Genomic DNA, 13,681 nt, shown 5'->3' on the forward strand with positions numbered 1-13,681 from the left:
GCGGCGACCGTCCCCGGCGTGATTCGAGGGGCCTGCGTCAGCCTCGCGCGTCGGTATGCGCGGCGGATGCCGTCATGACACCGTCGAGCGTGGCGCGCATTTCATCGCGCAGCCAGCCGAGAAGGGCGGCCCTGGCCGGGTCGGCATCGAACGGCGTGACCGACAAAGCCACATAGGACGACCCGTCGCGCACAAACCCTTCAGGCGCGTCGATACGCCCGGCCGCAAGTTCGTCGGCGACCATGTACACGGACCCGATCGCAACGCCGAGACCCGCGCCGGCCGCTTGAAGACTCAGGTAAAAGTGCTCGAAAGTCTGCTGCGCGCCCGCGCCGGTATCGTAATGATCGGCCCGTGCCTTTGCGAGGCCGGCGATGACGGCGGCGCGCCGCCAGTCGGCCCACGCTTTCGCTCGCGTTCGCGTGTGCAGCAGACGCGGCGCAGCCGCACCCGTCTGTGCGCCCGTGCCGGGCACGGCGCGAATCGGGCCGACCCATTCGTCGCCGATCGGCGCCACGAGCAGCGCGTGCCCCCAAAAGAAATCGTTGCGGCGGATCGCGATGTCGACGCCCGCGGCGGCCAGATCGAGCGGCCCGCCGGCCGTATGCAGATGGAGCGCGATTTCCGGGTGTAGCCGGTAAAAACCCCCGAGCCGGGGAATCAGCCAGCGCATGGCGAGCGTGGGTTCGCACGAAACCACCAGCGGCGAGGGCTGGGCGGCAGGCCGCAAGCGCGCGACCGTGCCGGCCAGTTGGTCGAACATCTGCCGCGTGGTCGCGTGCAGTTGCGCGCCGGCAAGGGTGAGGAAAACGGCGCGATTGCGGCGCTCGAACAGGGTGACACCGAGCGCATCTTCGAGTGTCCGGATTTGCCTGCTGACCGCCCCCTGAGTGACAAACAGACGATCGGCGGCGCGCGCAAAGCTCAGTTCGGCGGCGGCCGTATCGAACACGAAGAGGGCGCCCAGCGGCAAATGACGAAGGTTCATGCTTGAGAAATTATCATGAATCGTCATCCCGGAAAATCGCTTTTCGTGCCGTCACGAAGCGCGAGAAAATGCCAGAAATGAAGTCCATGTGGTGGGTGCGGCACGAGATCGGTGCCTGCCGATCGTGGTTTTCATCCATGATTTTTTTGCGAGAGGCAACATGCACGAATTGTTGGCGGTCATGATGATCACCGTATTGGCCGTGGTAAGTCCGGGGGCGGATTTCGCGATGGTCACGCGCAATAGCTGGCTGCACGGCCGCCGCGCTGGGCTGTGGGCGGCGGCCGGCATCGCACTCGGCGTGCAGGTGCATGTGGCCTACACGCTCGTGGGCGTCGGGGTGCTGATCAAGAGCGCGCCCTGGCTGTTCACGGGGATCAAGCTCGTCGGGGCGGCGTACCTCGTCTACATCGGATGGCAAACGTTGACCAGTCGGCCGCTCAAGGTCCCGGAAGGCACCGGGGTGGACGGTGGGCAGAGCGGGCCGGCGGGGCGGGGCGATGCGTCCCGCCTGTGCCGCGCATCGGCGGACGAGGCCGGCCGCGCCGCAGATCGGGCCGCCTTGCGTACCGGCTTTCTGACCAACGCGCTGAACCCGAAGACGACGCTGTTTGTCGTCAGCACATTTACGCAGGTCGTGCAGCCGGGGACGGGCTGGAGCGTTACGCTCGGCTACGGCGCATTCATGTCGCTGGCACACTGGGTGTGGTTCAGCGTGGTGGCGCTCGGCTTTTCGCAGGGTTGGATGCGCGCCGCGATGGTTCGCCGCCAAAAGACCGTGCAACGGACCATTGGCGGCACGTTGATGGCGCTCGGCACAGTGCTTGCCACGGCCGGGCGGTGAGTGCCCACGTCGGTGGGCCGGCCCATCGGCGGGCCCGTTTTTGGCTAAAGGTCGTGCGAACAGGTAAAATTGCGCGTTCGGCGCGCGTTGGACACTGCCAGCGCGCGCGCTTTCGCTCTGGATGCCGATGGATCTTCTGCCGACCGAGACGTCCCGCAACGCCGCGCCCGCCCTGTCCGGCGGGCCACGGCATGCCCTGAACCAGACTTGCCACCCCCGCGCCCGGCGTGGGTGGCGAATTGTCTTTACCGTCCTGCTTGGCGCCTGCACGCTGATTGCCGCACAAGCCGGGCATGCCTTCGGCTTTGAAGATGTGGCCAAGCAAGCCCGTACGCTGGCAGGCAGCCGGTTCAAGCCGCAAGACCCGAATCTGCCGAAGGAATTGCAGGGGCTGACTTACGATCGCTACCGCAATATCCGCTTCAAGCCGGAACGTGCCTATTGGCGTGGCGCCAAGCTGCCGTTCGAGCTGATGTTCTTCCACGAAGGCTCGTATTACGACCGCCCGGTCAAGATCAACGAGCTTGCGCCGCAGGGCGTTCGCGAAATCCGCTACAGCCCTGACATGTTCGATTTCGGGCCGAACAAGATCGACCCGAAGCAACTGCGCAACCTCGGCTTTGCGGGGTTTCGGGTGCATTATCCGGTCAATACCACCAAGTACAAGGACGAAGTTCTCGTATTTCTCGGCGCGAGCTACTTCCGCGCCGTTGGCCGCGATCAGATCTACGGCCTGTCGGCGCGCGCCCTGGCGCTCGACACGGCCCTGAATTCGGGCGAGGAATTCCCGCGTTTCACCGAATTCTGGATTCAGCGACCCGCAGCCGGCGCGAAGGACCTGACGATCTACGCGCTGCTCGACTCGTCGCGCGCGACGGGTGCGTACCGGTTTATCTTGCGTCCGGGGACCGACACCGTCGTCGACGTCAAGGCGCAATTGTTCCTGCGCGAAAATGTCACGAAGCTCGGGATGGCGCCGCTGACCAGCATGTTTTTCTTCGGTGAGAACCAAGCGTCGGCCGTTGCCGACTACCGGCCCGAAGTGCACGATTCGGACGGCCTGTCGATCCAGTCGGGTACCGGCGAATGGATATGGCGTCCGCTGATCAATCCGAAGCGCTTGCAGGTATCGTCGTTCGCGCTGACGAATCCGCTGGGATTCGGTCTGATGCAGCGCGACCGCAGTTTCACCAGTTACGAAGACCTCGATGACCACTATGAAAAGCGGCCGTCGGCGTGGGTCGAGCCCAAGGGCAATTGGGGCCGGGGCCGTGTGGAACTCGTACAGATTCCCACGCCGGACGAAACCAACGATAATATTGTGGCTTACTGGGTGCCGGACGCGCCGCCGCGTCCGAAGCAACCGTATTCGTTTGAATACCGGCTTTCGTGGCAGAAAGATAACGACAAACGCCCGTCTCTGGCATGGGTGTCACAAAGCCGGCGTGGACATGGCTACCGGGGAAAACCAGACGACAGTCTGCTGTTCGCGGTCGATTTCGAAGGGCCGGCCCTCAAGAAACTCGCGGCCGACGCCAAGGTCGAAGGCAATGTGTCCCTCGACGCTAATGGCAAGATCCTCGAACTCGTCACGCAGCGGAATGAAGTCACGGGAGGCTGGCGCGTGATGATGCGGATGCGCCGTCTCGATACCGAGAAACCCGTCGAAATGCGTGCCTATCTGCGCAGCGGCAGTACTACCCTATCCGAAACGTGGAGCTACCTGTTACCCCCCGAGTGAGCGAACGCACTGACATTCCGGTCGGTGAGCTTTATGTCGACCGGCTTCCGCTGGCGCCCGAAAAGCGCCGCGCGCTGCTCGCCCAGGCGTTGCATGATGCCGCCCAAACGGCCGGCTCGGACACCGGGACGCTGCTACGTGTGCATGACGTCCTGGCGGATCCGGACGGCGCGGCGCACGCCGTGGCCGGCGCGGATTCCGCCCGCTCGCCGTTGGAGGCCGCGGGTGACGCCGTGCTCGCCTCGGTGCCCGCGCGTCTGGCGATGACCGAAGGCGGCTCGCTTGCCGAGGCCGCCGGCATGGACACCGTGCGCGGCACGCCCACGCTGCATATTGCGCCGCCGGTACAGAGAACTTCGCTGGTGCCGCGTCCGTGGTCGCTCAATCCGCTCACCCGCCTGTGGCATCGGCTGACCCGCCGTGCCGATCCCGATCCGCTGTTGCGCGATTCGCCCGATCCGCGAGGTGTCTGGTCGCATGCCGGGCGCCGCCGTCGTTGGCTGCTGCTGGCGCTGATGATCGCGCAAACATCGCTCGCAACGCATTTCATGGCCGATGTGCTGCCTTATCACGGTGCCGATCCGCTCGAATTTTCGGTGCTGACGCTGTTTGTCCTGCTGTTCGGCTGGGTGTCAGCCGGCTTCTGGACGGCCGTCATGGGTTTTTTCACGCTGTTGTTCGGCGGCGACCGTTACATGATTTCGCGCATGGCCGCGGGCGACGCGCCGATCGAGGCCCAGGCCCGCACGGCGATCGTGATGCCGATCTGCAACGAGGACGTCGCACGCGTGTTCGCGGGGCTGCGCGCGACCTATGAGTCGCTCGCAAAGACCGGCGATCTCGACCGCTTTGACGTGTTCATCCTCAGCGACAGCAACGACACGAATATCTGCACGGCCGAAGTGGATGCCTGGCAATCGCTGTGCCGCGCGGTCGATGGCTTCGGACGCATCTTTTACCGCCGCCGTCAGCGGCGCGTGAAGCGCAAGAGCGGAAATCTCGACGATTTCTGCCGCCGTTGGGGTGGCGCCTACCGTTACATGGTGGTGCTCGACGCGGACAGCGTGATGAGTGGCGAATGCCTGACGAAGCTGGTTCGGCTGATGGAGGGGCATCCGAGCGCGGGCCTGATCCAGACGGCGCCGCTGGCCGCCGGGCGCGAAACGTTCTATGCACGGGTTCAGCAATTCGCCGGGCGGGTGTACGGGCCGTTGTTCACGGCCGGGCTGCACTATTGGCAACTGGGCGAGTCGCACTATTGGGGGCACAACGCGATCATCCGCATGAAGCCCTTCATCGAGCATTGCGCCCTTGCGCCGATGCCGGGCAAGGGCGCGCTTTCAGGGCCGATCCTGTCGCACGATTTCGTGGAGGCGGCGCTGATGCGCCGCGCCGGTTGGGGCGTGTGGATTGCGTACGATCTGCAGGGCAGCTACGAGGAAATGCCGCCGAACCTGCTCGACGAACTCAAGCGTGACCGCCGCTGGTGCCAGGGCAACCTGATGAATTTCAAGCTGTTCATGGCCGAGGGCATGCACCCCGTGCACCGCGCAGTGTTCGTGACCGGCGTCATGGCGTACATCTCCGCGCCGTTGTGGTTCCTGTTTCTGATTCTGTCGACGTGCCTGCTGGCCAAGCACACGCTCGTCGTGCCGGAGTATTTCAGCGCGCCGCGCCAGCTGTTTCCGCTGTGGCCGGAGTGGCATCCGGAGCGCGCGGTGGCATTGTTCACTGCGACGGCGACGATGTTGTTCCTGCCCAAGATCCTGGCCGTGGTGCTGATCTGGGTGAAGGGCGCCAAACGCTTTGGCGGCGCGTTGCCGGTCACGTTGAGCATGATCATCGAACTGGTATTCTCGGCGCTGCTCGCGCCGGTGCGGATGCTGTTCCACACGCAGTTCGTGCTGGCGGCGCTCACCGGCATCGCGATCCAGTGGAAGTCGCCGCCGCGCGAGGATGCGGAAACGCATTGGGGCGAGGCGTTTCGCCGCCATGGCCTGCACACGCTGCTTGGCGCGGCATGGGGCGGCATCGTGTACTGGCTCAATCCGAATTTCATCTGGTGGCTGATGCCGATCGTCGGCGCCATGATGCTCTCGATTCCGTTGTCGGTGTTCTCGAGCCGAGTGTCGCTGGGACGAGGGCTGAAGCGGCTTAGCCTGTTTCTGATTCCCGAGGAGTCGTGGCCGCCGAAGGAGCTGCGCTGGACGGAGAAGTACGCGCTGGAAACACGTCCCGGGCCGGATTTCATCGCCACCGTGGTCGATCCGATCGCCAACGCGCTCGCGTGCGCGACCGTGCCGCCGACGCATGACGACCCGCGTCACCGCGCGACGCGCGCGAAGCAGGTCGAGTCCGCGTTGCTGATGGGGCCGAAACGGTTGAGCGGCGCGCAGAAATGGGCGCTGATCAACGATCCGCGCGCGTTGTCGCAGTTGCACGCCGCCGTATGGACGGATCCGCGCGCCCATCGCGAATGGCGCGATGCCCGGGCAAACGGGCTGCGTCAAGGATATCTCGAGTCGGCTTGAGTTTTTGGCGCGACTTATTTTTTCGGCAGGAACGCCATCGGGTCGTAGGGCTTGCCCTGCTGGCGGACCTCGAAATGCAATTTCACGCGGTCGGTGTCGCTGCTGCCCATCTCGGCAATCCTTTGCCCCTTGCTCACTTGCGCGCCTTCTGTCACCAGAACCCTGCTGTTGTGCGCGTAGGCGGTCAGATAGCCGCCCGTGTGCTGTAGCATGACCAGATTGCCGTAGCCGCGCAGTCCGTGTCCGGCATACACCACCTTGCCGGGGGCCGCTGCCGTAACCGGATCGCCGGTGTTGCCGCCGATGTCGATGCCCTTGTTGCTGCTGCCGTTGAAACCGGCGATGACTTGACCGCTTGCCGGCCAGTCCAGCGCAATGCGTGCGGCCGGCGTGTCCGGGGTGGGCGCCGAAGGCCGCGCGGTGCCCGGCCGGGCCGCAGGCTTCGCCGCACTGTCAGTCGCCGGCGCATTGCCGCCGGATGGCGGCACCACGCGCAGGACCTGGCCGACCTCGATTTTGTCGGGGTCCGCAAGACCGTTCCAGCGAACGAGATCGGCCGTGCTGGCGCGATTGGCGCGCGCAATGCCATAGAGCGTGTCGCCCGATGTGACGCGGTAATGGCCGGCCGGGACAGGGCCGTAGGCGGGGGAGGCCGCGCAGGCGGCAAGCGTGGCCGACAGGAGCAGGGCGGCAATGCGGGGGGGGCATCGCGGCCATTGCAGCCGCGCAAGTCGAATAGGCGCCATCCGTGATCGATTTTGGGGCGGCCCCCGTAAACAGGGCGGCACGCGGGCAAAAACGTCCATTGTACGTCGACGAGAAGCCGTCCCCACCGCGAATCCCAAGGAAAATGCCCACTTCTGTCCGTGAACTGCGCGGAAAGTAAGGAAATTTCCCTGCTTGACAAGATTGGGCACACCACGTATAAAACGAAATGCAGATTGTCAAGCAGCGAAGTGTTTGTTCGACGTAGTATTCAGCGTTTCGCCGGTGCTCTAGTACTTCATTCTCCCTTGATTGTCAGCATTCACGGGGCCTCGGCCCCAGGCTATGTTTTTTATTTGGAAATAAGTAATGGAAACCGGTACTGTTAAGTGGTTCAACGACGCCAAGGGCTTCGGCTTCATCACCCCGGACGCTGGCGGCGAAGACCTGTTCGCGCATTTCTCGGAAATCCGCGCTGACGGCTTCAAGACGCTTCAAGAGAACCAAAAGGTCTCGTACGAAGTGAAGACCGGCCCGAAGGGCAAGCAAGCCGCGAACATCAAGCCGCTGTAAGTCGCTTTTACGACTACAACGGTTTGCCGCCCCGCCGGACCGTAAATACGGTATCGGCGTTGCGGTAGAACGCTGCAAAAACGAAGGCCTGACGGCATGCCGTCAGGCTTTTGTCGTTCTGGTGGCGTGAAATTTTTGCGGGAGGGCGGGGCGCCGGAGCCTCCGTCCCGACGTGTTCAACGCTACAATGCACGATGCGCCGCGCGTTGCGGCGGACACGCTGTGAGGGCCGCCGATGAAGGTGTGGCAGACTGCCCACGGCGTATGTTCCGGCGCGCAGCTGCCCCCGATTCACCTGCCATTCGAGACAATCATGAGCCTGCAAACGTGGTGGCTGTATGTCGTCACCGTCTTTTTCGTGTGCGCAACACCCGGCCCCAACATGCTGCTTGTCATGACGCACGGCGCGCGCTTCGGTCTGCGCGCCTCGCTTGGCACGATGGCCGGCTGCATGACGGCGTTGCTGGCGATGATGTCGATCTCTGCCGCCGGGCTCGGCGCGGTCCTCAAGGCCTGGCCGATGCTGTTCGATACGCTGCGGTACGCCGGCGCGGCCTATCTCGTCTACCTCGGCTACAAGAGCTGGCGCTCCCCGGTGCGCGTGGCCGCGCCAGGCGCGGACGAGGCGGTGTCCGAAGTGTTTGCCCGTGAATCCGCGAGTTTTGCCACCCGTTTCAAGGCCGGCTTTCTCGTCGCGGCGAGCAATCCGAAAGCGATTCTGTTTGCCGCCGCCTTCCTGCCCCAATTCATTGATTCGGTGGCCCCGAAAGCACCGCAGTTCGTCATCTTGCTGGTTTCGTTCGCCGTGATCGAGGTCAGCTGGTATTTCGTGTACGCAACGGGGGGCCTGCGCATCGCGCCGTATTTGCGCGAAGCGCGCGTGCTGGCGGCATTCAACCGCATCAGCGGCGGGGTGTTCATGGGCTTCGGCGCACTGATGGCGGCGGTGCATCGTTGATCCGGGCGGGTGACGTGCCGCCTCGGGGATGACAGGGCGCCGTCACACTGAATTCAACTCAATATTCCCACCCGGCGGCCGTTAAGTCCGTTGAGGCATAAAGAGACGCGGTCCATGCCGCGTCGGCAAATAAGTAAAAGACCAGGTATGGAAACGACAGAACCGCAGGTGGTCCCGCCGCCTTCCGAGGAAGATGCACAACTGCACGACACTTTCCGCATCTCCAATCCGCTGGAGATCGGCGGCGTGTTGCGCCACTTGGCCACGCGCGGCGATTTCGTGACGGTGTATTTCGCCAATGGTCAGCGTCAGTTGGTCACGCGCATTCTCAAGGTCGATATTCCGGCGCGCGGTTTCTATTTCGACTGGGGCGGCGTGGAGAAGGAAAGCCGCGCGTTGCTCGATTCGAAGCGTGCGATGTTTGTGGCGGTGCCCGAGGGCATCCAGGTGCATTTCCCGTGTCTGGATGTTGCTGAACGCGAATTCGAAGGCTATCCGGCGTTCTACGCCAGTTTTCCCGAGCACCTCGTGCGCTTGCAGCGGCGCGACTATTTCCGCGTCAAGACGCCGATCCTGAACCCGTACCAGTGCAAGGTGCAATTTCCCGATGAGCAGCAATTCGTGCGGATGTCGGTATTCGATCTGTCCCTCGGTGGCGTGGGACTGCGCTCCAAGCTGCCGATCGTCGCGGAAATCCCGAAGGGCACGATGCTGATGCAGGTGGACATGGAACTGCGCGACTACGGCACGGTGCAGGTCGATCTCGAAGTCTGTTCGCTGCGCACCGTTCCGCTTGCGAAGGACGTCGAGCACCATCTCGGCTGCCGCTTCGTCGCGCTCACGCGTGCGGCGGAATCGCGTTTGCAGAAGCTGATCACCCAGCTCGAACTCAATCGCAAGGCACTGGTGCGCGGCTAGGACCGCACAGCCGGAATGGCGTTCAGCAGGCGCACAAGGTCGGCCTGACGGCGGGAGCCGGTCTTGTCGAAGATATTGCGCAATTGCGTGCGCGCCGTGTTGATCGCGACGCCCGCTTCCTCTGCAATCTGCGCGAGTTCCTTGCCGTCGTACAAGGCCAGGGCCAGGCGGGCTTCCGCGGGCGACAGCCCGAAGAGCGCCTTGAGCGTGTACGGGGTCAGGGTGGTGCGCTGCATCAGGTCGGCGACCGTCAGCATCACCATCGGGCGTTGCCAGGCAAGCGCCGCGGGATGATCGGGGCGTAGCGGGATCGCCGACACCACGAGTTTTCGGTGCTCATCATGCCGGATGCGATGGCTGCCGGCGGTCGGGACAGGGCCGCTCGCCAGCGCAAGGAGCTGCTGCAGCGCATTCTGGTCGGTCGATGCGAAGGCCTCGATACGCCCTTGGCGCAGGCGCAGCGAGCGCGATTCGCCGAGCAGTTGATGCGCCGCTTGATTGAGGTATCGGGTCTGGCCCTTTTCATCGGCGACTAGAATCGCCAAATCGAGCTGGTCAAGCGCGGCCATGCCCAGTGCGGCCTGCGCTTGCCATGCTTGTGTCCCGGCGCGCAGCCGGGCGGCGCGCGAGAAATGCTGCATGAGGATCTGGAGTTCCGGCGCTTCGTCGTCGCTTTCGAACGGACGGTGGTCCGGCGCGCGCATGATGCCGACAATTTCCGAAGTGACAGGGCCGGCGTGGAGATGCATGCCGTAGGTGTAGCGCACGCCGTTCGGGATCAGGAATTCGTTGAACAGGTCGCTGCCCGCGACGTAGCGCTCGGACAGGAACTCGTGGCAGCGCATCGCATGACCGGGGGACTCCTGCAGGATCAGGTTCACACGCGGATCCTTCGGGGCGAGGGTCTCGGTGAAATCCTTCATCCGGTCGCCCGGCAAGACGATCGACGTTGATTCGGCAGTGGCGCAGTGCCGCACGCGATCCCAGGTCAGGGCATGGTAGCCGATACCGCCGGCCAACCGGTTGAAGGCCTGCAACGCCTCGGTCCACACGGCTTCATCCAGTACGCCATCATAGATTTTGCCGATCAGCGGATCGAGCGACAGATTCCCCTTGTCGTTCATGCTGCCCCCATGGGTATGCCTGCCGAAACGGCGGCTGCGCGCCTCTGGTGGGCCACGTCAGCCATGTGTTCGTTACCGCAACCTGATGTGCGTGATTGTCGCCAACTGCCGTTCGGGAATCACCGGGGACAAACCCTTGGTGTGGCAGCGCCGCGTCAGCGCCCGCACCCCGGGCGGGCCGGGGGGAAGCTCACTCAGGCGGCCTCGGCGTCGCTGTCCGGGCGATCGACGCCATCTGGATAGATGCGCACCAGGATGATGCGCGGCCCCTGCATTTTCTTGACGACCACCTTGAATCCGTCGAATTCGATGCATTGCCCTTCGCGCGGCAAGTAGCCGAGCGCGTCCATGATGAGGCCGCCGACCGACTCGGCGTGTTCGCTCGGAATCTCGATGTGCAGCGCCCGCTCGAGCGTCAGGATCGGCAGGCTGCCCCGTCCGATCAGGGTGCCGTCTTCCATGCGCGTCCAATCGTCTTCCGTCTGACGAAATTCGTCGCGAATCTTGCCGACGAGCGCGGACAGCAGATTGTCGAGCGTCAGAAAGCCGATCGGCTTCTGGCCGGGCCATCCGACAATGGCAAAGTGCGGTGCGCCGCGGCGGAAACGGCGGAACAGTTCGCGCGCCGGCATGTCCGGCACCACCCGTTCTACCGGCCGCGCCATGCGGCCCAGATCGTCGATGGGTTCGTCGTGGTGTTCGGCGAGGAACAGGTCCTTCAGATGGACCACCCCGAGCACCGTCTCGCCGTCCGCGTCGTAGAACGGATAGCGGCTGTAACGGTGGCGGTAGGCCGTGTCCATGTTCTCGGCAAAGGTCGCGGTGCGCCGGAACGCGGCGACCTCGCTCATCGGACGCATCAGGTCCGACACCTGCAGATCGCTGAAATCGATGGCGTAGGCGACGACATTCCAGTCGTCGGGCGAGAGCTTCTCGCTCGACGCACCGCGACGCATGATCAGCTTGATCTCGTCAGCCGAATAGTGGGCGTCGGGACCGTGGGAGACGTCCAGGCCGATCCAGTGCAGCACCCGGTTGGCGCTCTTGTTCAGGATCCAGATCGCCGGATACATCGCCCAATAGAACACGTAAAGCGGGGCGGCCGTCCAGATCGAGATGGCTTCCGGCATGCGCAGCGCCATCGATTTCGGGGCCAGTTCGCCGATCACGATATGCAGGTACGAAATCGTGAAGAAGGCGATGAAGAATGCGAGCGCATGAATCAGCTCGGGCGAGGCGATCCCGAGCCAGCCGAAAAATGGGGTGAGGACGCGTGCGAAGGCCGGTTCGCCGATCCAGCCGAGGCCGAGCGAGGCGAGCGTGATGCCGAGCTGGCAAGCGGAAAGGTAGGTATCGAGATGCCCGTGCACCCGGGCAAGGATGCGCCCGCGCCAGCCTCGCTGGCGGGCGATCACGTGAACGCGCGTCTGGCGCAGTTTGACGAGGCCGAATTCCGCCGCCACGAAAAAGCCGTTGAGGACGACCAGGAGTATCGCGGCGGCGATCAGTATCAGATTTTCCAAAATGGGGTCGACAAGGACATCAGGCCCGTCAGTATAAGGGACCGGGCATCACGGCCGAAATTGGGGCGTGCCGGGGGCGCGGCGAATCCGGGCGCGACGTTTGGCGTGTCAATACCGCAACTGGGGGATTGCCGGGCTACCAACCACTGAGTACACTCCCCGAAGCGGTGTCGTCCATGACTCGTCTCGGATAACGAAAGACGGGCAGGATGACTCAAGAAACGGCAATCAAACGCCGATAACAAAGTACGCAGGGGAAATTCATGAAAACCGTGATTCGCGCGAGCGCTCGCGCCGCATTCGTGTGCCTGGCCGCCGCAACACTCGGCGCTTGCGCCAACTACGGCACCAAGATGAACACCAGTACGGACAGTCTGCGCAGCGGCGCGCTCGATGCCGCGCTCGCCGCGCACGAGGCCCAGTACGAGGGCGTCAAGCCCGCCGACCGTGACCTCCTGTACTACTTCGAACACGGCGAACTGATGCGCGCCAAGCCCGGCAAACTTTCGGAAAGTACGGAAGCGTGGCTGGAGGCCGACACACGCGTGCGCGCCTGGGAAGACGACGCCCGCGGCAAGCTGCGCAAGTCGGCGGGCGATCTCGGTGCGGTGCTGCTCAACGAAACCCTGTCGCGCTACGATGGACAGGATTACGAAAAAGTCATGCTGTCGACGCGTCTGGCCGAAAATCATCTCGTCGCCGGCAAGTGGGACAACGCCCGCATTGAAGTGCGCAAGATGTACGAGCGCGAAACGCTCATCGCCGAACTGCGCGACAAGGAAGTCGAAGCGCTCAAGGCCGGTGCGAAGGACAAGGGCGTGGCCGCAGCCGGCATGGAAACGATCAAGGGTTATCCGGTCGAAATCTTCAGCGACCCGCAAGTCACGAATCTGCGCAATTCTTATCAGAGCGCCGCGTCTCACTATCTGGCCGGTTTCGTGTTCGAGGCCCTGGGTGAACCGAGTCTGGCCGCCGCCGGCTATCGCCAGTCCATCGAGCTGCGCCCCGACGTGCCGATGCTCAAGGGCGGGCTGGAGCGCGTGGCGACCCGCAAACGCGTGCCGAGCGGCATGACGGAGGTGTTGTTCATTGTCGAGACCGGCTGGATGCCGGCGCGCGAATCGCTCAAGGTCACCCTGCCGGTGCCGATCGGCACGGGCATCAAGCTGCTCACCGCCAGCTATCCGGTGATTCGCCCGGCCAAGGACGCGTTTGCTCCGACGTCGATCGATGCGGGCGGTACCGCCGTGCCGACCTTCGTCGTGACGAACCTCGACGCGATGGCCCGTCGCGCGTTGAAGGACGACATGCCCGGCCAGATCGCCCGCAGCATGGTGCGCATGGCCGTGTCGGGCGTGGCGCAAGAGGTGATCGAGCGCCAGGGCGGCACCTTCGGCAGCCTGATGAGCCTGGCGGTCGGCTTGACGAGCGCGGCCACCGAGACCGCCGACACGCGTCAGTGGCGCACCCTGCCGGCCTATATTTCGCTGGGCCGCGCCACGTTGCCGAGCGGCAAGCGAACCGTCACCGTCAATACCCCCACGGGGCCGAACCGGGCCGAGGTTGACCTCAACGGCCCGTACGCGGTCGTGGTCATCCGTCCGATGGGGGCGGTCACCGAGACGCTCGTGTCGCAGCCCACCGACGACATGATCCGTTACGCGAGTCAGCCGCAGAAGCCGGAGCCCGCGCAGCCGGGGAAGAAGGGTCGTGCGCCGGTGAAGAAGCCGGCGGCAAAACAAGTTGCGGCGCAGTAATTGTCTGCGCCGTCTTTCG

Annotated in this window: 12 protein-coding genes; 7 read left to right on the forward strand and 5 right to left on the reverse strand. The window is 64.2% G+C overall.

What is annotated here, in order from left to right; genetic code table 11:
- Positions 1-37: 37 nt before the first annotated feature.
- Together PTE30175_RS07680 and PTE30175_RS28965 are read right to left on the reverse strand one after the other, a co-directional pair.
- Complete coding sequence (locus PTE30175_RS07680; protein ID WP_150696480.1) at positions 38-988, reverse strand: LysR family transcriptional regulator; 951 nt, start codon at positions 986-988, stop codon at positions 38-40.
- A 13-nt stretch (positions 989-1,001) separates the two neighbouring features.
- The gene (locus tag PTE30175_RS28965) at positions 1,002-1,127 is read right to left on the reverse strand and encodes a hypothetical protein (protein ID WP_263596277.1); all 126 of its coding nucleotides are present in this window, start codon (positions 1,125-1,127) and stop codon (positions 1,002-1,004) included.
- Positions 1,128-1,148: 21 nt separating this feature from the next.
- Here PTE30175_RS28965 and PTE30175_RS07685 point away from each other — a divergent pair, with 21 nt between their 5' ends.
- The 3 genes from PTE30175_RS07685 to mdoH all read left to right on the forward strand — a co-directional run bounded on the left by PTE30175_RS07685 (position 1,149) and on the right by mdoH (position 6,104).
- Positions 1,149-1,832 carry a LysE family translocator gene (locus PTE30175_RS07685; RefSeq protein ID WP_150696481.1) on the forward strand — a complete coding sequence of 228 codons (684 nt, stop codon included), beginning with the start codon at positions 1,149-1,151 and terminating at the stop codon, positions 1,830-1,832.
- Positions 1,833-1,959: 127 nt separating this feature from the next.
- A complete protein-coding gene (locus tag PTE30175_RS07690) occupies positions 1,960-3,573 on the forward strand; it encodes a glucan biosynthesis protein G (RefSeq protein WP_150696482.1) in 1,614 nt (537 codons plus the stop codon).
- Entirely contained in the window at positions 3,546-6,104 is a 2,559-nt protein-coding gene (gene mdoH / locus PTE30175_RS07695) for a glucans biosynthesis glucosyltransferase MdoH (RefSeq protein ID WP_150696483.1), read from the forward strand. The genes PTE30175_RS07690 and mdoH overlap by 28 nt, the downstream gene beginning before the upstream one ends.
- 14 nt (positions 6,105-6,118) lie before the next feature.
- Here mdoH and PTE30175_RS07700 read toward each other — a convergent pair whose 3' ends face one another.
- Positions 6,119-6,850 (reverse strand): peptidoglycan DD-metalloendopeptidase family protein, encoded by a 732-nt coding sequence (locus tag PTE30175_RS07700; RefSeq protein ID WP_150696632.1) that lies wholly within the window; start codon positions 6,848-6,850, stop codon positions 6,119-6,121.
- A gap of 328 nt (positions 6,851-7,178) precedes the next feature.
- On the opposite strand from PTE30175_RS07700, the gene PTE30175_RS07705 reads away from it, so the two are divergent.
- From PTE30175_RS07705 to PTE30175_RS07715, 3 genes are all read left to right on the forward strand, one after another.
- Positions 7,179-7,382, forward strand: a complete 204-nt coding sequence (locus PTE30175_RS07705) for a cold-shock protein (protein WP_150696484.1) — start codon at positions 7,179-7,181, stop codon at positions 7,380-7,382.
- A gap of 313 nt (positions 7,383-7,695) precedes the next feature.
- Positions 7,696-8,340: a LysE family translocator gene (locus tag PTE30175_RS07710; protein ID WP_150696485.1), complete on the forward strand. Its 645-nt coding sequence runs from the start codon at positions 7,696-7,698 to the stop codon at positions 8,338-8,340.
- 147 nt (positions 8,341-8,487) lie between these two features.
- Complete coding sequence (locus PTE30175_RS07715) at positions 8,488-9,258, forward strand: flagellar brake protein (protein ID WP_191628908.1); 771 nt, start codon at positions 8,488-8,490, stop codon at positions 9,256-9,258.
- On the opposite strand, the gene PTE30175_RS07720 is transcribed toward PTE30175_RS07715, so the two are convergent.
- A complete protein-coding gene (locus tag PTE30175_RS07720; protein ID WP_150696487.1) occupies positions 9,255-10,382 on the reverse strand; it encodes a helix-turn-helix transcriptional regulator in 1,128 nt (375 codons plus the stop codon). The genes PTE30175_RS07715 and PTE30175_RS07720 overlap by 4 nt on opposite strands.
- Positions 10,383-10,576: 194 nt before the next feature.
- A complete protein-coding gene (locus PTE30175_RS07725; protein ID WP_150696488.1) occupies positions 10,577-11,905 on the reverse strand; it encodes a hemolysin family protein in 1,329 nt (442 codons plus the stop codon).
- Positions 11,906-12,168: 263 nt separating this feature from the next.
- Here PTE30175_RS07725 and PTE30175_RS07730 point away from each other — a divergent pair, with 263 nt between their 5' ends.
- Positions 12,169-13,662, forward strand: a complete 1,494-nt coding sequence (locus PTE30175_RS07730; RefSeq protein WP_150696489.1) for a COG3014 family protein — start codon at positions 12,169-12,171, stop codon at positions 13,660-13,662.
- Positions 13,663-13,681 lie beyond the last annotated feature (19 nt).

Origin of the sequence: Pandoraea terrae, from assembly GCF_902459695.1 — a bacterium.
GTDB classification, from domain to species: Bacteria; Pseudomonadota; Gammaproteobacteria; order Burkholderiales; family Burkholderiaceae; genus Pandoraea; species Pandoraea terrae.